The sequence below is a fragment of the Bradyrhizobium canariense genome (assembly GCF_018130465.1).
In the GTDB taxonomy this organism is placed as follows: Bacteria; Pseudomonadota; Alphaproteobacteria; order Rhizobiales; family Xanthobacteraceae; genus Bradyrhizobium; species Bradyrhizobium canariense_C.
In genome coordinates, this window is the sequence record NZ_JAFCKJ010000003.1 from 1 (window position 1) to 21,562 (window position 21,562).

Here is a 21,562-nt window from a genome sequence, read left to right on the forward strand (position 1 = left end):
GTCCTCCCTCGAATCTTTGCAAATCCGAAGGAATCACAGGCCCGCCAATGCCGCTCACCTTTTTTCGGTCAGGCTCTCAGGATGAGGGGATAGAGTGGATGCAGACGTATTCTACTCCGTTCCCGTAAAGCCTACCGGTGTCGCCACAGCCGCCGCGTCCTTCGTCACCACGCGCTGATCGCTCTTGCCGGCGATCATGCCGCTGCCCTCGAACCGGGCGCGGTAGACCAGCACGTTCTCGATCACGCGCTGGACGTAGTTGCGCGTCTCCGACAGCGGGATGCGCTCGACCCAGTCGACCGGATCGACCTTGGGGTCGCGGGGATCGCCGCGCGCCTGCACCCATTCGCGCACGCGGCCACGGCCGGCATTGTAGCCGGCGAAGGTCATGATCTGGTTGCCGCGATATTCCGACAGAAGGGCGCTGAGCTCGGCCGCGCCCATCTGCGTGTTGTAGACGGGATCGGAGACCATCTTGTCCCAGTCATAGGTCAGGCCGAAGCGCTTGGCGGTGTCGCGGCCCGCTTCCGGCGTCACCTGCATCAGCCCGACTGCATTGGCGGCCGATCTGTCGCGCTGGTCGAACGAGCTTTCGGTGCGCGCCACCGAATAGATCACGCTGGGCTCGATCGCGGGCGCGACCTGCTTGTGCTCGGGAATGCCGATGGTCGGGAAGGCGTAGTGATCGAGCGCGAGCCCGCGCGCCAGCGCCGACTTGCCGACCTCCAGCATCACGCGCGCATCGTTGCGCCGGCCCGCGAGCTCGCCGAGCGCCTCGAGCGCCGCGACGTCGGTACTCTCCTTGGCGAAATCCTCGGCGTAGTAGAACACCATGTCGCGCTCACTGACGCCGTAGAGCATGTCGGCGGCGCGCACGCGCTCGTCCGCGGGCGGCGTGTCGGCCGCGGCCAGCACGGGCGAGGGCGCGCGCAGCTCGATGCGGTCGAGGCCGAGCCTGGCGCGGGCGAGCTGGCCGTAATAGGCGGTCGGATAGCGCGCCGCCGCCTGGTAGCTCAGGCGCGCATCGGCCGTTGCGTTCATCGCCTCGGCCGCGCGGCCGCGCCAGTAATGCGCGCGCGACAGCGCGATCGGATTGGCCGAGCCTTCGTCGATCGCGGCGAAGTGCGTCATCGCCGCCTTGGGATCGTCGAGATAGCGCAGCGCGATCCAGCCGCACATGAAGTGATGGTCGACGCGATAGACCTCCATCGCGGGCACGGCCGCCGAGCGCACCACGTCGTAAGCCGTTTTGAACTTGCCCTGGTCGAGCAGCTTTCGCGCGAGAAGGCGGCGCTCGCGCCACCAGGCGTCGGTGTCTTGCGCCGCCATCGTATCGGGCGCGGCGGCCAGGATCACCTCGGCCGCGTCGTCGATGCGGTCATTCTGGAGATGCCATTGCGCGCGGCACAGCACATAGCCGAGGTCGCGGCGCGCCTCGGCTGAGACGTCCTCGAGATAGTCCTTGGCCTTGCTGGCCTTGCCGGTGACGGCGGCGCAGGCCTTGACGATCGCGAGCGCATCCTCACCGAGCCGCTTGGCTGCGCGCCGCGCCCCCGCATAGTCCTTGGCGCCGAGGCGCTTGTCCATGCGGGCGCGATGATCGTCCGCGGTCAGAAGATCGCGGAACGCTTCGTCGGAATCTTCCTCGCTGCGCTCGGACAATTCGTCCGTGCGCCAGGCCTCGCGCACCAGACGGGCGGCCCTGTCGCTGTCGCCCTCAGTCAGCAGCACGCGGGCGAGCGCGAACTTGCCCTTGGCGCTGGTCGGCCGGTCCATCGTGAATTTGTGTACGGTCGCTGCGTCGGCCTTCTCCTGCCACAGCCGCGCCTCGGCGCGGCGGCGGAGCAGGGCGCTGCTCGGCCATTCCGGATTGGCGGCGAGGAAGGCGGCGTAGCGCTTGAAATTCGCCGTGCTTTCGGAATGGCGCAGCATGAACCAGTCGGCGAGTTTCTGCCCGGCAGGGTCAGCAATGCGGTCGCGCGCCGCGCTCGCATCCTCGGTCTTGCCCTTCCGCGCGAGATCGATGGCGTCCTTCAGCGCGGCGAGATCGCCGGTCAGCGGCGGGGCTGCCGGCTTGTCCGAAGGCGCGTCGTCCTGCTGCTTCGACTTGCGCTTGGCCTCGGCATGCTTGCCGTGCCGCGCCTTGCCCGCAGAGGCATGGCGCTGCTTGCCGGCTTTCGCCTCATGCGCCTTCTTCGGCGCGGACGATTTGTGACCGCTCTTCGCTGCCAGCTCGGTAGGGATGAAGGCCAAAGCGGCCATGGCAACGACACACGCGAGCGAGCGTAGGCACTGGTTCATTCGATGGTCCCCCCCTGCGAAACCACTACAAACCAAGGTCCGCGGCGACATGCGGCTCGAGAATCAACGACGACACCAAAACGATGCCACGACATCGTTTCGCATTCGTCACGCTGGTTCAACAATGCGGCAAAATACGGATGGGGAACACTGGAACTTTCGCAAAGGAGAAAAGGGCTGGCTCTTTACCTTTGATTAACGAATTGGGCTCGCGCGACGGTTGCGCACGGTTTAGGGCGCCTCGAAGGGCCAGATTGCGCGTGTTCCCTCGGTCAAATCCGGTGTATTGAGTTCCCTCAAGCCATTCTTTCAGCCTTTGCCTCACACCCATGCCGCTTTTCAACCAGTCGATCCGGCGCAAAATCGTCGGCATCGCCCTCGGATTGATCGTCCTGATGCTCGTCACCTCGATCCTGTCGATGGTGATGTCGAGCCAGGTCGGCGTCCTCCTTGACGAACTGACCAACCGCTACATCCCGGCCTATGGCCATCTGGCGCGGGCCAATATCCGCTCGCTGGAGCGGGCGCTGGCATTGCGGCGCATGGTCATGACCAAGATGCAGTCGCCGTCGGACGAAGAGGCCTATGCGGCGCGCCTTCGCGAGTTCGCGGAAAGCGACCGCAGGATCGAGGAGGAGGCCGAGAGCGCGCGCAAGCTCATCAACGCGATCATCGACGATACCAGAACGGTTTCCGACAATGCCGCGCTGGCGCGGATCGATATCCGCATCGAGACCGCCGTCGCCGAGCTGCGCCGTGACCTGGACGAGGACCACGCCAAACTCCTCAAGCAGGTCGATGGCAAACAGATGACGGAAGCGCGCGGCACCCTGGAGCATCTCGATCTGCTGCGCGACCAGTTCAATCAGAAGATCGATGCGGTCCGCGCCGACATGCTGAAGCAGGTATTTGCCAGCACATCGCAGGTGGTCGGCCATCAGCGCCAGGCGATGATCATTTCGGGCATCGTGACCCTGCTCGCGGCGATCGTCGGATTCGCCTTTGCGCTCCTGGTCAGTGGCGGCATCACGCGGCCGGTGCGGCTGTTGCTGGCCGGCACCCGCGAGGTCGAGGCGGGCCGGTTCGACAAGACCATCACTGTCTCGACCCAGGACGAGATCGGTGAGCTCGCAGCGGCCTTCAACCGCATGATCGAGCAGTTGCGGCACAACGAGCGCATCCGCGAGACCTTTGGCCGCTACATCGATCCCAAGGTGGTGCAGGGCCTGATCGACCGGCCGGAAGTCGCCATCGACGGCCAGCGCCGGGTGATGACCATCATGTTCTGCGACATGAGCGGCTTCACTTCGATGAGCGAGGGCATGACCCCGCGCGGCCTCGTCAAGGTGATGAACCACTATTTCACGGTGATGTCCGGCCCGATCAGGAGCAACCGCGGCGTCATCGACAAATATATCGGCGACGCCATCATGGCCTATTGGGGCCCCCCCTTCATCGAGGAGGACGAGCCGGCACTGCTCGCAGGCCTTGCCGCGATCGACATGGCCGACCAGGTGCCCGCGCTGCAGAAGCAGTTGCCGGATCTGCTGGGCATCCGCGCCATGCCGGCACTGTGCGATTTGCGGATCGGCATCGCGACCGGCGAGGTCCTGACCGGCAGCATCGGCTCCGAGCTGATGATGAGCTTCACCGTGATGGGCGATGCCGTGAACCTCGCCTCGCGCCTGGAGGCCGTCAACAAGACCTATGGCACCCGTATCCTGATCTCACAGGCGACGGCGGACGCGATCGGCCCGCACCTCGAATTGCGCGAGGTCGATCGTCTTGCGGTGGCCGGCCAGAGCGCGCCGCAAACGATCTTCGAGGTGATGGGCCGGGCAGGCGCGCTCACTGCCGCGCATGAGAGCCTGCGGTCGCACTACGCCGAAGGCCTCGGCGCCTATCGCGCCCGCCGCTTCGACGAGGCCCGTGCCGCCTTCAACGCGGCGCTCGAGGCCGTCCCCGGCGACGGACCCTCGCGCACACTGCTCGCCCGCATCACGCGGTTCGAGGCCAGTCCGCCGGACGAGGGGTGGGACGGCGCCTGGCGGTTGGAGCAGAAATAGCCGGCCGCGCGGGAAAAATTGTTTCTACTCGATAACGATGTTCGCCGTGACCTATTTCCCGGGCTTAGGTTTGGTGTCCTTGAGGCGTTTGACGGGGACACGCCGATGACAGAACTTGAGAACAGGCTCGAGCGCTTCGAGACGCTCACCGCCGAATGCGAGCTGATCGCCAAGCTCGCCACCGACAGCACCAAGCGCGAGTTTTATCTGAAGCTTTCGGAGCAGTACCGCCAGTTGGCGGTGGATATGCGGCAGGCGATCGCGAGCAAGGCTGCGGCCTGACGCCGGCTGCAATCCGTTCTTAACACTTGGCGCGCATCCTATATGCGGATGCGGGGACGCTTGCTGTGCTTCTCCGCTGCGGGAATGCCGAGGCACGTTGCAGTGCAGCGCGCCTTGTGATCGTTGTTTTGTCGTGCCTCACAGGGCGATCCCATGCGCCTCCTTGCAGTCATCATGTTTGGACTCATGACGGCAGCCTGCAACCAGGAGCAGGACATCACCGGCTCGACCCCGGTCTGCGCGATGCGGAACTACACCTCCTTCAATCCCCGCGACATGAACCAGTGCGTTGCCGCCTGCAAGGCCTGCGACCACGGCAACACCGTCACCTGCACCACGTCCTGCACCCTCAAGGGCGCCCACTGATCCGTTCCGCCTCCCGGTTGGGGGCCGACGGTGTCTCGACGGTCTCGACGGTGTCTTGGCACCGGAACGATTCACATGGATTAATCATTGAAGGGATGGCAGGACGCGGAGTCCTTTGGAATGGGTATGCTCGATCCCGGTCGGTTCCTGGTGTCATGCTCGCATTGCGCGGCCTGGCCGATGGCGGCCAATGTGAAACGTTCGAGCTGGTCGGCTTCCCCGAACGAGGTCCGCTTCGTGTGTCCGCGCTGCCGCCGCGAGGAGACTGCGATCGTCTCCGCCTCCGGCGAGCTGACGCCGATCCGGCGCGTCGATGTCACGCCGCGCGACGTCACTGCGGCCTGGGCTCAGGCCCAGCGTCCAAGAGGGCGGGCGTAGCCCGCCCGTTTTAAGAACAAGAGGGCGGGCGTAGCCCGCAGGCATGGTGCGCGATCCCGTTTTGGAACCCGGCCGACCGTCGCGCGTTTTCGCTCCGACATCCCCGACATCAAGGCATCGAGGCCGCGCGAATGATCAGCGAGCATTTCGACACCCGCACACGGATCAACATGAAGCTGGCGCTGGACCGGATCTGCCGCAATCGGCCCGGTGGCGAGGACCATGGCTTCCGTAGGTCGGTCGCCGAAAAGATCGTCCGCTGCGCGCTGACGGGCCGTACGGGCCTCGGCCAGCTCGTCGATGCGGGCGAGCGGGCGGTAGTGCGGACGCACTTCGAGGGCGAGCCGGCCTGACGCCGTTGGAGGAATCCACCTCCATATGTGGTAGGATGGCAGCCAAGAGATTGCCCTAGAGATCACCCATGGCTTCCGAAATCTCCCCGTCTCACGGCGACCGTTTCCGCCTTCACCCGGTCGCGCCGCGCCTCGCGCCGATGTTCGGCTTCGCGCTGCTGACGGTGTCATGCGCACTGGCAAGCTTTGCATTCGCCTGCGCCACGCCGTTCGCGGCTTTTGCGGTTGTCGCCGCCGCGATGCTGCCGCTGCGTCCGGCGCTGCTCGTCGTCACCGGCGCCTGGCTGGTCAACCAGACCATCGGCTTCGGCGTGCTGCACTATCCGGTTGACGCCAGCACCATCGCCTGGGGCTTTGTCATCGGCGCGGCTGCGCTTCTGTCGACCGCAGCAGCATCGACGGTCCTCCGCATGCTGCCGCAAGGCCGCACGCCGCTGATGCTGGCTGTCACGTTGGTTGCCGCATACGCGGTCTGTGAGTTCGCGCTGCTTGCCGCGACGCCAGTCCTGGGCGGCGAGGGTGCGTTCACCGCCGCTATCGTTGCGCGCATCGGGCTGACCAGCGCCGTCTGGCTCGCCGGCCTCGTTGCCGCCTGTGAGATCGTTCGTCTGGTCGATCCGTTCGTGATGAGACGACGTGCTGCGGCAGCGCCGCGCCGGATCGCGTGATCCTGCAGCCGGGATGCGGGCCGCGTGATCCCGGATAGCGGCTTGATGTGACTCTTACAATGCCGTCGCGGTTACCCGTCGGGCAAAACACCCGACCATTTCTCGACATGTCCGTGTCAATCCGCTCACGCAAAAATATTCCGCTTTACCGAAATTCGGAATTGGCGTATGTGTCGCCCATCCCGGCTCATCCTTGAGGGGCGATCTTGTGGTCGTCATGTTCGCGAGCCGGGCTTGCGGTGGACGCGGCAGCGTTCGGGCGCGAGAGGTGCGGGCAGGGCGGATTGCTCTCCGTGAGCCCAAAACTTCGTGCCGACGAGCGACGTTGTCAGGTTTGTCTCGTCTGTAAGTTTCCGGCTCCGTCGACAGGGCTGGAAAAACTGCGGCGAAATGGCGGACCGTGCGTACGGCAAAACCGTGTGGTCCTGGCCGTCGTTGCTACGGTCAAGCCTTTGCGGAGGCGGCATTCGCGTCAACCGGCGCGATGTCCGCGACTTTCGCGAGGGCGAGGGAGGCCAGAACGAACTCGGCTCCCGGGAGAGCACGGCATAAGCCGTAAACCCACTGCGCAGGGAAGGCCGAGTGATTTGGCTACACCTGTATGCTGCTGTGCGGTTTTTCTGCGTGTGCTTTTGCGCAGCGGACCGCGGGTGCCAGCCGGCACCCGGCCTTCCCTGCGCCCTCTTGGCTCAAGAGGGTGGAGCGACGAGCAAAGCTCGGGCGAAACGCGCCGCGAGAATGAGAAGCTGTGTCTGGAAGCGTAGGATGGGTAGAGCACTTGCGAAACCCATCATGCTTCCGCGTGGATGAGACCTGATGGGTTTCGCTTCGCTCTACCCATCCTACGAGTGCACGTGAGATGCCCGTTGGATAATGACGATTTGAGAGAGTGTACGCCACACTCCGCTCTCGTGCCCCGGACGTAGCACAGCGCCCTTGCGGCACGCTGCAGAGCCGAGGCTCTGCAGCGCGTCCGGGATACGCGGTGGGTGATGATGAAAGCGCCGACTCACCCCCCGGCTGCGTCTCGTCATCGCGCCGAAGCTAGGCGCAGGGCGTGTACTGGCAAATCTGGAGTTGTGGATTGTCCTCCCATCGAGGGTATCACAGTAAGCTCACCCGTGTCCTTCGGGCCACGATTGTGCCGTCCATGCAACACTCATCGCGGATTTAACCCTCATCTCCGTCCGTTCGCATCAACGCCGCTTTTTGGCCACACCCGAACATGAATAAAATCACTCTAATGTTTTAGCGGCAGCGGTGGTCCTGGAAGGCGACGGGAAATCCCAAGGTCGATTCGAAAGGTCGATTCAAATCTTGGCTCTGATTTTTCGGGTCTGAAAGGGTTGGCCGGGGAAACTGGTTTGCGATGGACGCAAAGACCGACATCAAGCAGAGGCTGCCGAGCCGTCACGTGACGGAAGGACCTGCGCGCGCGCCCCATCGCTCCTACCTCTACGCCATGGGTCTGACCACCCAGCAGATCCACCAGCCCTTCGTCGGCGTCGCCTCGTGCTGGAACGAGGCCGCGCCATGCAACATCTCCCTGATGCGCCAGGCGCAGGCGGTGAAGAAGGGCGTCGCATCCGCCGGCGGTACGCCGCGCGAGTTCTGCACCATCACCGTGACCGACGGCATCGCCATGGGTCATGACGGCATGCGCTCCTCGCTGCCGTCACGCGAATGCATCGCCGATTCCGTCGAATTGACCATCCGCGGTCACGCCTACGACGCCCTCGTCGGCCTGGCCGGCTGCGACAAGTCGCTGCCGGGCATGATGATGGCGATGGTCCGCCTCAACGTGCCCTCGATCTTCATCTATGGCGGCTCGATCCTGCCCGGCAATTTCCGGGGCCAGCAGGTCACCGTGCAGGACATGTTCGAAGCCGTCGGCAAGCACTCGGTTGGCGCGATGTCGGACGAGGACCTCGACGAGATCGAGCGCGTGGCGTGCCCCTCGGCGGGTGCCTGCGGCGCGCAGTTCACCGCCAACACGATGGCGACCGTCTCCGAGGCGATCGGGCTGGCGCTGCCGTACTCGGCCGGTGCTCCGGCACCCTATGAAATTCGTGACGCCTTCTGCATGACCGCGGGCGAGCAGGTCATGGAGCTGATCGCCCAAAACATCCGGCCACGCGACATCGTCACCCGCAAGGCGCTGGAGAATGCCGCCGCGGTGGTTGCCGCGTCCGGCGGCTCGACAAATGCTGCATTGCACCTACCGGCGATCGCGCACGAGGCTGGCATCAAGTTCGACCTGTTCGACGTCGCCGAAATCTTCAAAAAGACACCATACGTCGCGGATTTGAAGCCGGGCGGCCGTTATGTCGCCAAAGACATGTTTGAAGTAGGTGGCATACCGCTTCTGATGAAGACGCTGCTCGACAACGGATTTCTCCACGGCGACTGCATTACGGTCACCGGTCGAACCATCGCCGAAAACCTCAAGAGCGTGAAATGGAATCCGCACCAGGACGTGGTGCACCCGGCAGACAAGCCCATCACCGTCACCGGCGGTGTGGTCGGTCTGAAGGGCAATCTGGCGCCAGAAGGTGCGATCGTGAAAGTCGCGGGAATGTCCAACCTCAGGTTTACCGGTCCGGCCAGGTGCTTCGACCGTGAGGAGGATGCATTCGAGGCCGTCCAGAAGCGGACCTACCGCGAGGGCGAAGTCATCGTGATCCGCTACGAGGGGCCGAAGGGCGGTCCCGGCATGCGGGAAATGCTCCAGACCACCGCGGCGCTCACCGGCCAGGGCATGGGCGGCAAGATCGCGCTCATCACCGACGGCCGCTTCTCCGGCGCCACCCGCGGCTTCTGCATCGGCCATGTCGGGCCGGAAGCCGCCATCGGAGGCCCGATTGGGCTGCTCGAGGACGGCGATATCATCGAGATCGACGCGGTCGCCGGGACCCTTAACGTAAAATTGAGCGACCAGGAGCTTGCCCAACGCAAGACCAAATGGAGCGCTCGCGCGACTAACCACACGACGGGCGCGCTCTGGAAATATGCTCAGCAGGTTGGACCAGCGGTCGGTGGGGCAGTGACCCATCCGGGCGGCGCGCACGAGAAACAGTGCTATGCGGATATCTAGGCGTACCATAGTTGCGTTTGTGTTGGGGGCTACCGCGCTGGCCGCGCCGGCGCTCGCCTTCGACGGCGCGCCCGTCAGCCCGAAGGATGCGACCATCCCGGTGGTCACGACCTTGCCGGGCGCGGCGGGCAAGGTGCGCAATGTGCCGCCGGCGGTCGTGACCCAGGAAACCTCGCTCAGCGCCCTGCAATATGCCGCGGAGGGCGGCCACCCCATCGCGCAGTGGAAGCTCGGCCGCATGTACGCCAATGGCGACGGCGTCGCCCAGGACGATGTGCGTGCGTTCGAGTATTTCAGCCGCATCGCCAACGCGCATGCCGAGGACAGCCCGTCGGCGCCGCAGGCGCAGATCGTCGCCAACGCCTTCGTCGCGCTCGGCCGCTATTATCTGAGCGGTATCCCGAATTCGAAGGTCAAGGCGGACCAGGAGCGGGCGCGGGAGATGTTCTCCTATGCCGCGTCCTATTTCGGCAATGCGGATGCGCAATACGATCTCGCCCGCCTGTACCTGAAGACGCCGGACGCTTCGCGCGAGGATTTCCGCTACGGCGCGCGCTGGCTTGGGCTCGCCGCGCAGAAGGGTCAGCACGAGGCCCAGGCGCTGCTCGGCCAGATGCTGTTCAACGGCGACCGCCTGCCGCGGCAGGCCGCGCGCGGCCTGATGTGGCTGACGCTGGCGCGCGACAGCGCAGGTAGCGACGAGACCTGGATCAAGGAAAACTACAACCGCGCCCTGGCAAAGGCCTCCGACGACGATCGCGCCATGTGCCTGCAAATGCTGGAGCAGTGGGTGCAGGGCCGCCGGGAGTGATTGGCTGAGGCGGCCTTACGCCGCCTCGAGATCGAGATCCGCCCACACCGGCACGTGGTCCGACGGCTTCTCCCAGCTGCGCACATAGCTGTCGATACCGACATTGGCGAGCCGGTCGCTGGCCTGTGGCGACAGCAGCAGATGGTCGATCCGCAGGCCATGGTTCTTCTGCCAGGCGCCGGCCTGGTAGTCCCAGAAGGTGTAGAGCCCGGGCTCGTCGGTGACGGCCCGAAGCGCATCGGTCAGGCCGAGGCCGAGCAGGGACTGAAAACTCTCCCGCGTCTCGGCCTTGAACAGGGCGTCCTCGGTCCAGGCGGCGGGATTATGGACGTCCCGGGCATGCGGGATGACGTTGAAGTCGCCCGCGAGGATCAGCGGCTCCTCGGTCTTGAGACGCTCCTTCGAATACTCAAGAAGCCGCGACATCCATTTGAGCTTGTAGGGATATTTCTCGGTCCCGACCGGATTGCCGTTGGGCAGATAGAGGCAGGCGATGCGCAGCACCCCGCGCTTCAGGGTGACCACGCCTTCGAGGAAGCGGGCATGGGCGTCCTCGTCGTCGCCGGCCAACCCCGATTTGGTCTCGTCGAACCGGAGCTTCGAGAGCAGGGCGACACCGTTGAACGTCTTCTGCCCATGGGTGACCACGTTGTAGCCGAGCGCCTCGATCTCCAGCCGCGGGAAGGCCTCGTCGACGCATTTGATCTCCTGGAGGCAGACGATGTCCGGCTGGCACTCCTTCAGCCAGGTCAGCAGGAGGTCGATCCGCTGCCGGACCGAGTTCACGTTCCAGGTGGCCACACGGATCGTCATTCCAAATCACCGCTAATCATCGTGGATGCGCAGATTTGACTCACACAGCGCTCAAAAGATACCCCCAAAAACACCCCCCATTCCGTCCGGTAGGCCTAGCGTTGTGCGAACGCAACATCTTGTGGCGGCTCTTGGCGATGACCTCGCGTGATGTGGGTTATTGTTGAGCCCGCGGACGCCGGCTGAGTCCGGTCAGCCTTCGAAACCGATCACAGCCAGTTGGCCGCAAACTGGTCGGCTGAGGGGGCGTCTTATTTGTGCTATCCGTCATACCGGTCAGGCGAAGGATACAAACCATGGGTGTTCGGCCGCTCAAGCAGGATTCGTCGTTGGAAGACCGCCTGTCCCACCTGCTGTCCGAACTTTGCGTTGATTGGGGCTTCTGCATTCCGCCAGCTGACGCCCAACGAATTGCATCAACGAAGACTCTTACGGCCGACCAATTTGCGCACGCAGTGCTGACGGCCGAGGGCTTCGTCGCAGAATATGAAAAGCGGTGGTTCGCGCAAATTCGCCAGCGCTTTGTCGATACGTTTGGTCACGAAATTCGAGCACAGAACTAAGCGCCTCGTGTCCGCTTCGGGTTACAAGTCGTCGATGAAGGTGGAAGATTTTCGCTTAAGCTGACCTGTGTTGGGATGGTCGTGGACGTTGCTGTCCAACATGATGCGCACGCCGGATTCCAACGCTCCGAAGCACCTTCAATACCCCCAGCGATACCCCCAATCCCCTTCGGTGCAACTCACAGCAAAATCAGCAGCTTGGCTAAATCGGAGGAGAAAACGTCTTTATCTTCAATGGCTTGCGACTAACTGTCGTGAAGTCTCGTTATCTGGCGATAAGCTGCCCTACATTTCAGGTGGCTATTCTGATGGGCATCGTGGCGGCTCCGGGCAGGGGCCATGGTTAGAACAAAATGCAAACGCGCCCGTCAAGGACGCTGCGAAATCTCCCACAAAATTAACCCGGCTTAAGTCGGGCCTGGGCCATTGATCGTGAAAAGGTTTTTCGAATGGGATGGCCGGACAAATCCATGAAGCGAACCGAGGCCCGCGACGGCTTGATCGGCGCGTTCCTGTACTGGCTCGGCGGCTACGAGATCGAGGACGGCCTGACCGCCGGTCTCAGCGAGCGCGAGCTGAGCCGCATCCGTGCCAAGCAGATCGACGCGGTGATACAGCTGATTCCCGTGACGATGGCCGTCACCATGCTCAACGTCGCCGTTGTGCTGATCTTGTTTTGGGGCAGGGGCTGGAACGACTTTCTCGCGATCTGGGGCATGACCCTCGCGACCGCCGCCTCGCTCGCGGTGCGCGCGTGGCGGCGCTCCCGCCAGAGCCCGCCGCAGGAAGCCTCGCCCCGGGCCGCGCGGGAGATGTTGCGGCAGGCGTTTTTCCTCGCCGCGATCTGGGGCACGCTGCCGCTCGCGCTGTTCAGCCGCATCGAGCCGACCAGCCAGCTCATTCTGGCCTGCCTGATGGTCGGCATGATGTCCGGCGGTGCCTTCACGCTCTCGACCTTCCCGCGCGCGGGCCTCGTCTATCTCGCGACGACGACGATCGCCTGCGCCGGAGCGTTGCTGTTGTGCGGCACCGGGCCTTACCTCGTGACCGCGGTGTTCCTGCTGCTGTTCGCGTTCTTCATGGCGCGCAACATCGTCTCGCAAGGCAATCTGTTCCTCGGCAATCTCAAGGCCCAGCTCGAGCTCGAGCGCCAGACCGAGATCATTTCGCTGCTGCTGAAGGATTTTCAGGAGAACGCCAGCGACTGGCTGTGGCAGACCGACGCCGAAGGGCATCTGGTCGACGTGCCGGAGCGCTTCGCCGCCGTCGCACAGCTGCCACTGCCGCTGCTGAAGGGCTCGCATTTCGCCGACGTGCTCGACATGCTGTGCCCCGAAGACAAGAGCGCTGCCTACAACGTCGTCGGCCTGATGGAGCATGCCGAACCGCTGCACGAGATGAACCTCAAGGTGGTCGCCGGCGGCGAGGCGCGGCTGTGGTCGCTCACTGCGAAGCCGGCCTACGACCGCGACGGTCAATTCCTCGGCTATCGCGGCTTCGGCCGCGACGTCACCGAGCGCTGGCGCGCGGAAAAGGCCGAGGCCGAGAGCCGTGCCAAATCGGATTTCCTCGCGGTGATGAGCCACGAGATCCGCACGCCGATGAACGGCGTGCTCGGGCTTGCCAGCATGCTGCTGGAGACAAAACTCGATCCGGAGCAGCACGAGGCCGTCACCACGATCCGCGAGTCCGGCGACAATCTCCAGCGTATCCTCAACGACATCCTGGACCTCTCCAAGCTCGAGGCCGGACGCTTTGCGTTCGAGGTGATCGACTTCGCGCCGCAGGCGCTGGTCGAAGCAGTGGCGACCGTCGTGCGCGCGAGCACCAAGAGCAAGGGGCTTGCGGTCAAGGTCGAGCTCGATCCCAACCTGCCGCCGACGCTGCGCGGCGACGTCGCGCGTATCCGCCAGGTGCTGCTCAATCTCGCCTCCAACGCGGTGAAGTTCACCGACGAAGGCGAAGTCACGATCGCAGCTATCTGTCAGGCCCGCCGCGATCTGCTCGCCACCGTCGAATGGAGCGTGACCGACAGCGGTATCGGCATCGCCCCCGATAAGCTCGGCCAGCTCTTCTCTGACTTCGCCCAGGCCGACGCCTCGATCAGCCGCCGCTTCGGCGGCACCGGGCTTGGGCTTGCGATCTCCCGGCGCATCATCGAGCAGATGGGCGGCACCATCGGTGTCACCTCGACGCCGGGCGAAGGCTCGACTTTCCGCTTCACGCTGGTGCTGCCCTGGAGCCAGGCGCAGGCATCCGACCACAATGCAGACCGCGACGAAGCCGACGACCTCAAGGCCCGCATCGCAAATCTCGATCGACCGCTGAAGGTGCTGGTTGCCGAGGACGATGCAGTCAACCGCATGGTCGTCAGCAAGATGCTCGGCGCCTTCGACGTCGAGCTGCGCGTCGTGACCGACGGCGTCGAGGCCGTCGAGGCGGTTGCCGAGAGCAACTACGATGTCGTGCTGATGGACGTGCGCATGCCCGAGATGGACGGCCTTGCCGCGACCCGCGCTATCCGCGCCGAGGGCGGACGCTTCGCGGGCTTGCCGATCATCGCGCTAACCGCCAACGCCTTCCCCGAGGACGTCAAGATCTGCCGCGAGGCGGGCATGTCCGACTTCTTGGCCAAACCGCTGCGCAAGCCGGCGCTGGTCGCGGCATTGCTGCGCGCGCTGGACGGCCAGGTGGTGTCGGAGTACGCACCGCTTCAGCCCGAGCAGATGCCGGTCGAGGCGGACTGGACGGACGAGGAAAGGCAGATCACCGGCGCTTAGCCGGCGACGTCAGATCGAGAAGCTGGTCCCGCAGCCGCAGGACGCGGTGGCGTTCGGATTGTTGACGCGGAACGAGGCGCCGATCAGGTCGTCGACGAAATCGACCTGCGACCCCGCCAGGAACGGCTGCGAGGCGGAATCGACCAGCACGACCGCATTGTCCTGCTCGATCACGAGATCGTCGTCGGTGCGGGCACGGTCAATGTCGAATTTGTACTGGAAGCCGGAGCAGCCGCCGCCCTCGACCGAGATCCGCAGCATCGCGCCAGACCCTTCACCCTTGAGGATCTCCCCAATCCGGCGTGCGGCCTTGTCACTGATGGTCACGTCAGTCGTCATCGTTCGTCTCCGATAGTCCCGCGGTCACACCGAGGTCACTTGAAGGTCACTTGCCCAATTCATTTGGTATCCCGGATCCGGCATAGTTAAGTACCACCATACGCAGAATCAAATGGATAGGGACTAAATTCGCCGTGTCCGTCGGAATGGCAGCCCCCCGCGCGCCCTATGCCTGCGATCCCGAGCGCAGCCGCGGCCGGCTGGTCGCGGAGCCGCCGAGCCGGACCCGCAGCCCGTTCCGGCGGGATTGCGACCGGGTGATCCATTCCACCGCGTTCCGCCGGCTGAAGTACAAGACCCAGGTGTTCGTGTTCCATGAGGGCGACCACTACCGCACCCGGCTGACCCATTCGCTGGAGGTGGCGCAGATCGCCCGCGCGCTGGCCCGGCAACTTGGGCTGGACGAGGACCTCACGGAAACCCTCGCGCTCGCCCACGATCTCGGCCATCCGCCGTTCGGGCACGCCGGCGAGCGGGCGCTGGACGCCTGCCTGAAGGATTTTGGCGGCTTCGACCACAACGCCCAGACGCTCCGCGTCGTTGCGGCGCTGGAACACCGCTATCCCGAATTCGACGGGCTCAACCTGACCTGGGAATCGCTGGAGGGCATCGTCAAGCACAACGGCCCGCTGACCGATCGCAGCGGTGCGCCGGTCGGGCGTTATCGCGAGCACGGCATTCCCGTCGGCATCGCCGACTACATCAAGACCTACGATCTCGAATTGTGGAGTTTCGCCGCGCTGGAGGCACAGGTCGCCGCGATCGCCGACGACATCGCCTATGATGCCCACGACATCGACGACGGCCTGCGCGCCGGCCTGTTTCACCTCGACGACCTCAAGGTCATGCCGCTGACCGCGGAGATCATCGCCGAGACCTCGGCGCACTATCCCGATCTCGAAGACGTCAGGCGCGGCGCCGAGCTGGTGCGCGAACTGATCTCACACCTGATCGGCGCGGTGTTCGCCGAGGCGCAGAAGAGCCTTGCCGCCGTGAAACCGCAATCCGCTCAGGACGTGCGCCAGCAGAGCCGTGCACTGATCGCGTTCCCCGCCGAGGTCGCCGAGGAGGAGGCCGCCATCAAGCGCTTTCTCTATCAGCACATGTACCGCCACAAGCGGGTGATGCGGGTGATGGGGGAGGCGGAACAGATCCTGTTCGACCTGTTCGCAAAATACCTCAAATCGCCGGCCGAGCTGCCGCCGGAATGGCTGGTCGGGGCGGAGGCGGATGATGAGGGCGACCGGGCTCGCCGGATCGGCAATTTCATTGCCGGAATGACCGACCGCTTCGCCCTGACCGAGCACCAGCGGCTCTTTGACTCGACCCCGGATTTGCGTTAGGCGGCGGCCATGCCCGACACATCATCAGCACTGCACCTGTTCGCCGACGTGCTCGCACGCGTGCACGCCGTCTGCCGCGCGCTCGCGGCGGAAGCCAACTGGCCCGAGGGCATCGATTTCTCGCGCGTGGTGGTCGAGCCGCCGCGCGATGCCTCCCATGGCGACATGGCGACCAACGCGGCCATGGTGCTTGCGAAAGAGGCAAAGGCAAAGCCGCGCGATCTCGCCGAGCAGATCGCCGAGCGGCTGCGCGCGGACGCGCTGATCGCCAAGGTGGACGTCGCCGGCCCAGGCTTCATCAACCTGACGCTGCAGCCGACGGCATGGGCCGAGGCGCTGCGGACCGTGCTGCGCGAGGGCGCAGATTACGGCCGCGCCCGCGGCGGCTCCAAGGTCAACGTCGAATACGTCTCGGCCAATCCGACCGGACCGATGCATGTCGGCCATTGCCGTGGCGCCGTGTTCGGCGACGCGCTGGCGAGCCTGCTTGAGTTCGCAGGCCGTGACGTCACCCGCGAATATTATATCAACGACGCCGGCGCCCAGGTCGACGTGCTCGCACGCTCCGCGTTCCTCAGGTATCGCGAGGCGCTCGGCGAGGACATCGGCGCGATCCCGGAAGGCCTTTATCCCGGCGACTATCTGAAGCCGGTCGGGCAGGCGCTGGTGAAGGAGCATGGCGACAAGCTCCTCGCCATGAGCGAGGGCGCGTGGCTGCCGACGGTGCGCGCCAAGGCGATCGCGATGATGATGGACGAGATCAAGGACGATCTCGCCGCGCTCAACATCCGCCACGACGTGTTCTTCTCGGAGCGCTCGCTGCTGGACGCCGGCAACAACAAGGTCGCCGAGACCATCGATTTCCTGCGCGCCAAGGGCGACATCTACCAGGGCCGTCTGCCGCCGCCAAAGGGGGCCCCGGCCGAGGATTGGGAAGATCGCGAGCAGTTGCTGTTCAAGGCGACCGCCTATGGCGACGACGTCGATCGCCCGCTGATCAAGTCGGACAATTCCTACACCTACTTCGCCGCCGACATCGCCTACCACAAGAACAAGTTCGACCGCGGCTTTGCCGAGATGATCGACGTCTGGGGCGCCGACCATGGCGGCTACATCAAGCGCATGCAGGCGGCGGTGAAGGCGACGACCTCCGGCAAGGGGGCCCTCGACGTCAAGATCGTCCAGCTCGTGAAGTTGCTGCGCAACGGCGAACCGGTGAAAATGTCCAAGCGGAGCGGGGACTTCGTCACCCTGCGCGAGGTGGTGGATGAAGTCGGCCAGGACGCCGTCCGCTTCATGATGCTCTACCGCAAGAACGACGCCGTGCTCGACTTCGACCTCGCCAAGGTCATGGAACAGTCGCGCGACAACCCGGTGTTCTACGTCCAGTACGGCCACGCCCGCGGCCACTCGATCTTCCGCAACGCGCGCACCGAGGTGTTCCCGGAACTCCCGGACGATACGGAAAAGCGCATCGCCTGGCTCGGTGAGTCGGCCGTAGAACGGCTGTCGGACCCGGCTGAGCTCGACCTTCTCAAGCGGCTCGCAATTTTTCCGCGCATGCTGGAAGCGGCTGCAAGCGCCCACGAGCCGCACCGAATTGCCTTCTATCTCTATGACTTAGCGAGCGAATTTCACGCACTTTGGACGAAGGGGCGCGATTTGCCCTATTTACGCTTCATTATCAATAATGATGCAGATCTAACGAAGGCGCGGCTGGCCATGGTCCAGGGCGTCGTCTCTGTCCTGGCATCGGGCCTCGCCATCCTCGGCGTCCATGCTCCGGACGAGATGCGGTAGTTTGGGGCGAACTACTTAAGGGGATTTCGGGGGTAACCGGCAGAAGCCGGATCGCTTAGACTTGGTTGAAAGCCTTGTGGGTCGAAAGCCGTGCCTTGGTCGAGGGGCGCGCGGCTTTCCCGAAGGGACGCATCATCACGATGGCCGAACGATATCAGGACAGACCGTTTCCTTCCGATGACTATGGTCGCGGTGGCGATCAGCATGGGAGGACAGAGAGCGGCGATCCCTTGGCCGAACTCGCCCGCCTGATCGGGCAGACCGATCCGTTCGCAGCGCAAGGGCGGCCGGGCGCGCACCCGGCGGCGCCTGCGCCTGCCCAGAGCTATCAGGACGACGACTATCGGCAGGACGATTACCAGCAGGACTATGCCGAGCAGGCCCCAGCGCCGCCCGGGCCGCCCTCATGGATGCGGCGCGCCAATGTGCAGCCGCAGACGGCGCCAGCTGAGCCTGCCTATCCCGCTTCCGTAAACCCGGTTCATCCGTTGCATCGTTATTCAGCCCAGCCGACTGCGCCCGAGCCCGAACCTGATTTTCATCAGCCTCAGGCCTATCAGGATCAGGCCTATCCGCAGCCCGACCAGGCTTACCAGGAGCAAGCCTATCAGGAGCCGTATCAGCAGCCCGATCCGGCGCGCTACGACGATGCGCTCTACGGACGGCTGGAGGCGGGCGAGCAGGACTATCAGCGCGACCCGGCCTATCCCGACGATCCTTACGCGTTCCAGAGCGACTATCCCGAGGCCGATCTCGACGAGCCGAAGAAGCAGCGCGGCGGCATGATGACGGTCGCGGCGATCCTGGCGCTTGCCGTGGTCGGGACCGGCGCGGCCTTCGCCTACAAGACCTATGTGGGCTCGCCCCGCAGCGGCGAGCCGCCGATCATCAAGGCCGACAACACGCCGACCAAGGTCGTGCCGGCGCCGTCGGACTCCTCGGCCAAGGTGCCCGACCGCATGGTCATCGGCGATGGCTCCGAGAAGATCGTGCCGCGCGAGGAAGCGCCTGTCGACGTCAACGCCAAGGCGGGAGGCCCCCGCGTGGTGTTCCCGCCACTGAACCAGAACGCGAACCCGCCGCCGGTCGCGAGCGTGTCGCCGTCCAACATTCCGCCGTCGAGTGCGGGGCCGAATCCAAGCAACGGTACGCTGCCGAACAATTCGCCGCGCCCGATCAGGACCGTGGCCGTGAAAGGCGATCAGACCGATAGCACGGCGCCGCAATCCGCTGTGGCCAAGCCGGCAGCTGCGCCGAAGCCATTGGCGGCACCGGCTGCGCCACGCACGCCGCCGACCTCGGCCAATGCCAGTGCAAATCAGCCGCTGTCGCTGTCGCCGCAATCGGCGCCTGCTGCGGAGCCGCCGCAGCGGATGGCTGCGACCAATCCGACGCAAATTGCGCCCGGAAGCAGCGGTGGCGGTGGCTACGTCGTGCAGGTCTCTTCGCAGCAGACGGAGGATAGCGCCCACGCCTCCTACCGGGTGCTTCAGAGCAAGTACGGCAGCGTGCTTGGCTCCCGCGCACCCGTGGTCAAGCGGGTCGATCTGACCGACAAGGGCAAGGGAATCGTCTACCGCGCCTTCGCGGGGCCGTACGGTTCGCTCGAAGAGGCGAACCAGGCCTGCAACAGTTTGAAATCCGCTGGCCTGTCTGCCTGCTTCGTCCAGAGGAATTAACGGCCGTTTCCTTGACCCCCTCGCGGGTCAGGGTTAATCGGCCGTATGAGCACGCGGGCCTTCATTACCGGCGTATCCGGAACGGAACTGACCGCCGCCGAGCGGGAGTTTATCCGCAGCGAACGCCCATGGGGCTTCATCCTCTTCAAGCGCAATGTCGATACGCCAGCTCAAGTTGCTGCACTTGTTGCTGAATTGCGGACGGTTGCAGGCTCTGCTGATGCTCCTGTCCTGATCGACCAGGAGGGCGGTCGGGTGCAGCGGCTGGGACCGCCGCATTGGCCGGTCTATCCGCCGGGGGCCATTTTCGCAGGTCTCTACGACACTGATTCGGCGCTCGGGCTGACCGCGGCGCGCCTCAGCGCCCGGCTGATCGCGGCCGATCTCGCCGATCTCGGTATTACCGTGGATTGCTTGCCGCTGGCCGACGTGCCGGTGGCGGGCGCCGATGCCGTCATTGGGAACAGGGCTTACGGCACCTCGCCGGACAAGGTCGCGGCGATTGCCCGCGCGGTCACCGAGGGCCTGGAGGAGGGCGGCGTGCTGCCGATCCTCAAGCACATTCCCGGCCACGGCAGGGCCACCGCCGATACCCATTTCAAGCTGCCGACGGTCGATACGCCCCGGGACGAGCTGGAACGGACCGACTTTGCGGCATTCAAGCCGCTGGCGGATTTGCCGATGGCCATGACTGCACATGTTGTGTTTAGCGCGGTCGACCCCGCCCATCCGGCGACGACTTCTGCGACAATGATCGCTGACGTGATTCGCGGCGCAATCGGGTTCCAGGGTTTGTTAATGAGTGATGACGTGTCGATGAACGCGCTGTCGGGGAATATCGCCGAACGGACCCGCGCCATCTTCGCGGCCGGTTGCGATATGGCCCTGCATTGCAACGGCAACATCGAGGAGATGCGCGAGGTCGCCGGCCAGACACCGGAATTGGCGGGCAGGGCGCTGGAGCGGGCGAACGCCGCACTCGCGGCGCGTAAAGGACCGCAGCCGCTCGACCGCGCGGCCGCACGCGCCGAACTGGACGCATTGATCGCACGGGCAAATACGGCATCGGCATGACCGCAGAAATCCTATCGTTTGAAACCGGGCGGCCCGCAGAGCTCGCCGAGGGTGAGCCGGCGTTGGTGGTGGACGTCGAGGGCTATGAGGGGCCGCTCGACCTGCTGCTCGCACTGGCGCGGCAGCAGAAGGTCGATCTCGCCAAGATTTCGATCCTGGCGCTCGCCGACCAGTATCTCCACTTCATCGAAGCCGCGCGAAAGATCCGGCTCGAGCTTGCTGCCGACTATCTCGTCATGGCGGCCTGGCTCGCCTTCCTGAAATCGCGCCTGCTGCTGCCGGAGCCGCCGAGTGCGGAAGGCCCGAGCGCGGAGCAGATGGCGACGGCGCTCGCCAACCGCCTGCGCCGGCTGGAGGCCATTCGCGAAGCCGCCAACCGCCTGATGAACCGGCAGCAATTGCTGCGCGACATCTTCCCGCGCGGCGAGCCCGAGCAGATCGCCGAGATCAAGCATCCGAAATACACCGCGACGCTGTACGATTTGCTCACCGCCTATGCCGCGCAGCGCCAGTCGCGCGTGCTGGCGAGCGTGCATCTGGCCAAGCGCACGGTGTGGTCGCTCGCCGAGGCGCGCGCCACGCTGGAGCGGCTGGTCGGCAGCATCACCGAGCAGGACGATTGGGGCGTTCTCGACGATTTTCTGCTCCAGCACGTCGCCGATCCGACGCAGCGCGCGACAGTGCTTGCCTCGAGTTTTGCGGCTGCGCTCGAGCTGGTTCGCGAAGGTCAGCTCGAACTGAACCAGAAAGAGGCGTTTGCGCCCATCTATTTCCGGAAGGGGCGCCCCAAGCCGGTCATGGACGCAGCTCCTGCGCCCGATGCGCCGGTCGCTTAAGTGCAACAAGGAGAAT

18 protein-coding genes are annotated in these 21,562 nt (G+C 64.8%); 15 read left to right on the top strand and 3 right to left on the bottom strand.

What is annotated here, in order from left to right:
• Positions 1–111 precede the first annotated feature (111 nt).
• Entirely contained in the window at positions 112–2,301 is a 2,190-nt protein-coding gene (locus JQ591_RS08800) for a lytic transglycosylase domain-containing protein (RefSeq protein ID WP_211395630.1), read from the bottom strand.
• A 329-nt stretch (positions 2,302–2,630) separates the two neighbouring features.
• Between JQ591_RS08800 and JQ591_RS08805 the strand changes: the two genes are divergently transcribed.
• The 8 genes from JQ591_RS08805 to JQ591_RS08840 all read left to right on the top strand — a co-directional run bounded on the left by JQ591_RS08805 (position 2,631) and on the right by JQ591_RS08840 (position 10,319).
• Positions 2,631–4,367, top strand: a complete 1,737-nt coding sequence (locus tag JQ591_RS08805) for an adenylate/guanylate cyclase domain-containing protein (protein WP_211395631.1) — start codon at positions 2,631–2,633, stop codon at positions 4,365–4,367.
• Positions 4,368–4,472: 105 nt separating this feature from the next.
• On the top strand, positions 4,473–4,649 hold the full coding sequence (locus JQ591_RS08810; protein WP_211395632.1) for a hypothetical protein: 177 nt from the start codon (positions 4,473–4,475) through the stop codon (positions 4,647–4,649).
• A gap of 153 nt (positions 4,650–4,802) precedes the next feature.
• Positions 4,803–5,015: a hypothetical protein gene (locus JQ591_RS08815; RefSeq protein ID WP_211395633.1), complete on the top strand. Its 213-nt coding sequence runs from the start codon at positions 4,803–4,805 to the stop codon at positions 5,013–5,015.
• 120 nt (positions 5,016–5,135) lie between these two features.
• Entirely contained in the window at positions 5,136–5,393 is a 258-nt protein-coding gene (locus tag JQ591_RS08820; protein ID WP_211395634.1) for a hypothetical protein, read from the top strand.
• Between the two features lie 131 nt (positions 5,394–5,524).
• Positions 5,525–5,746, top strand: a complete 222-nt coding sequence (locus JQ591_RS08825) for a hypothetical protein (RefSeq protein WP_211395635.1) — start codon at positions 5,525–5,527, stop codon at positions 5,744–5,746.
• Between the two features lie 68 nt (positions 5,747–5,814).
• Complete coding sequence (locus JQ591_RS08830; RefSeq protein ID WP_211395636.1) at positions 5,815–6,414, top strand: hypothetical protein; 600 nt, start codon at positions 5,815–5,817, stop codon at positions 6,412–6,414.
• Positions 6,415–7,783: 1,369 nt separating this feature from the next.
• On the top strand, positions 7,784–9,508 hold the full coding sequence (gene ilvD / locus JQ591_RS08835) for a dihydroxy-acid dehydratase (RefSeq protein WP_211395637.1): 1,725 nt from the start codon (positions 7,784–7,786) through the stop codon (positions 9,506–9,508).
• Positions 9,495–10,319 carry a tetratricopeptide repeat protein gene (locus JQ591_RS08840; RefSeq protein WP_211395638.1) on the top strand — a complete coding sequence of 275 codons (825 nt, stop codon included), beginning with the start codon at positions 9,495–9,497 and terminating at the stop codon, positions 10,317–10,319. Before ilvD ends, JQ591_RS08840 begins: the two co-directional genes overlap by 14 nt.
• A gap of 15 nt (positions 10,320–10,334) precedes the next feature.
• Here the strand turns inward: JQ591_RS08840 and xth are convergent, their stop codons facing one another.
• A complete protein-coding gene (gene xth, locus JQ591_RS08845; protein WP_211395639.1) occupies positions 10,335–11,132 on the bottom strand; it encodes an exodeoxyribonuclease III in 798 nt (265 codons plus the stop codon).
• A 296-nt stretch (positions 11,133–11,428) separates the two neighbouring features.
• Here xth and JQ591_RS08850 point away from each other — a divergent pair, with 296 nt between their 5' ends.
• Together JQ591_RS08850 and JQ591_RS08855 are read left to right on the top strand one after the other, a co-directional pair.
• A complete protein-coding gene (locus tag JQ591_RS08850; protein ID WP_211395640.1) occupies positions 11,429–11,695 on the top strand; it encodes a hypothetical protein in 267 nt (88 codons plus the stop codon).
• Between the two features lie 449 nt (positions 11,696–12,144).
• Positions 12,145–14,475: a hybrid sensor histidine kinase/response regulator gene (locus tag JQ591_RS08855; RefSeq protein WP_211395641.1), complete on the top strand. Its 2,331-nt coding sequence runs from the start codon at positions 12,145–12,147 to the stop codon at positions 14,473–14,475.
• 9 nt (positions 14,476–14,484) lie between these two features.
• Here JQ591_RS08855 and erpA read toward each other — a convergent pair whose 3' ends face one another.
• Positions 14,485–14,814, bottom strand: coding sequence for an iron-sulfur cluster insertion protein ErpA (gene erpA, locus JQ591_RS08860; protein WP_007610737.1), 330 nt, complete (start codon positions 14,812–14,814; stop codon positions 14,485–14,487).
• A gap of 134 nt (positions 14,815–14,948) precedes the next feature.
• On the opposite strand from erpA, the gene JQ591_RS08865 reads away from it, so the two are divergent.
• From JQ591_RS08865 to JQ591_RS08885, 5 genes are all read left to right on the top strand, one after another.
• Positions 14,949–16,157 carry a deoxyguanosinetriphosphate triphosphohydrolase gene (locus JQ591_RS08865; RefSeq protein WP_211395642.1) on the top strand — a complete coding sequence of 403 codons (1,209 nt, stop codon included), beginning with the start codon at positions 14,949–14,951 and terminating at the stop codon, positions 16,155–16,157.
• A gap of 9 nt (positions 16,158–16,166) precedes the next feature.
• Positions 16,167–17,957, top strand: a complete 1,791-nt coding sequence (gene argS, locus JQ591_RS08870; RefSeq protein WP_211395643.1) for an arginine--tRNA ligase — start codon at positions 16,167–16,169, stop codon at positions 17,955–17,957.
• A 140-nt stretch (positions 17,958–18,097) separates the two neighbouring features.
• Positions 18,098–19,636 (top strand): SPOR domain-containing protein, encoded by a 1,539-nt coding sequence (locus JQ591_RS08875; protein ID WP_211395644.1) that lies wholly within the window; start codon positions 18,098–18,100, stop codon positions 19,634–19,636.
• Between the two features lie 45 nt (positions 19,637–19,681).
• A complete protein-coding gene (gene nagZ, locus JQ591_RS08880; RefSeq protein WP_211395645.1) occupies positions 19,682–20,710 on the top strand; it encodes a beta-N-acetylhexosaminidase in 1,029 nt (342 codons plus the stop codon).
• A complete protein-coding gene (locus JQ591_RS08885) occupies positions 20,707–21,546 on the top strand; it encodes a segregation and condensation protein A (protein ID WP_211395646.1) in 840 nt (279 codons plus the stop codon). The genes nagZ and JQ591_RS08885 overlap by 4 nt, the downstream gene beginning before the upstream one ends.
• The last annotated feature ends 16 nt before the right edge of the window (positions 21,547–21,562 follow it).

What these genes read in the sequence shown, in the direction of transcription:
- xth (WP_211395639.1), bottom strand. Translation starts at nt 11,132, where the DNA reads ATGACGATCCGTGTGGCCACCTGGAACGTGAACTCGGTCCGGCAGCGG.
- JQ591_RS08875 (WP_211395644.1), top strand. Translation starts at nt 18,098, where the DNA reads ATGGCCGAACGATATCAGGACAGACCGTTTCCTTCCGATGACTATGGT.
- nagZ (WP_211395645.1), top strand. Translation starts at nt 19,682, where the DNA reads ATGAGCACGCGGGCCTTCATTACCGGCGTATCCGGAACGGAACTGACC.
- ilvD (WP_211395637.1), top strand. Translation starts at nt 7,784, where the DNA reads ATGGACGCAAAGACCGACATCAAGCAGAGGCTGCCGAGCCGTCACGTG.
- JQ591_RS08885 (WP_211395646.1), top strand. Translation starts at nt 20,707, where the DNA reads ATGACCGCAGAAATCCTATCGTTTGAAACCGGGCGGCCCGCAGAGCTC.
- JQ591_RS08810 (WP_211395632.1), top strand. Translation starts at nt 4,473, where the DNA reads ATGACAGAACTTGAGAACAGGCTCGAGCGCTTCGAGACGCTCACCGCC.
- JQ591_RS08825 (WP_211395635.1), top strand. Translation starts at nt 5,525, where the DNA reads ATGATCAGCGAGCATTTCGACACCCGCACACGGATCAACATGAAGCTG.
- JQ591_RS08805 (WP_211395631.1), top strand. Translation starts at nt 2,631, where the DNA reads ATGCCGCTTTTCAACCAGTCGATCCGGCGCAAAATCGTCGGCATCGCC.
- JQ591_RS08855 (WP_211395641.1), top strand. Translation starts at nt 12,145, where the DNA reads ATGGGATGGCCGGACAAATCCATGAAGCGAACCGAGGCCCGCGACGGC.
- JQ591_RS08815 (WP_211395633.1), top strand. Translation starts at nt 4,803, where the DNA reads ATGCGCCTCCTTGCAGTCATCATGTTTGGACTCATGACGGCAGCCTGC.
- JQ591_RS08800 (WP_211395630.1), bottom strand. Translation starts at nt 2,301, where the DNA reads ATGAACCAGTGCCTACGCTCGCTCGCGTGTGTCGTTGCCATGGCCGCT.
- argS (WP_211395643.1), top strand. Translation starts at nt 16,167, where the DNA reads ATGCCCGACACATCATCAGCACTGCACCTGTTCGCCGACGTGCTCGCA.
- JQ591_RS08820 (WP_211395634.1), top strand. Translation starts at nt 5,136, where the DNA reads ATGGGTATGCTCGATCCCGGTCGGTTCCTGGTGTCATGCTCGCATTGC.
- JQ591_RS08850 (WP_211395640.1), top strand. Translation starts at nt 11,429, where the DNA reads ATGGGTGTTCGGCCGCTCAAGCAGGATTCGTCGTTGGAAGACCGCCTG.
- erpA (WP_007610737.1), bottom strand. Translation starts at nt 14,814, where the DNA reads ATGACGACTGACGTGACCATCAGTGACAAGGCCGCACGCCGGATTGGG.
- JQ591_RS08840 (WP_211395638.1), top strand. Translation starts at nt 9,495, where the DNA reads ATGCGGATATCTAGGCGTACCATAGTTGCGTTTGTGTTGGGGGCTACC.
- JQ591_RS08830 (WP_211395636.1), top strand. Translation starts at nt 5,815, where the DNA reads ATGGCTTCCGAAATCTCCCCGTCTCACGGCGACCGTTTCCGCCTTCAC.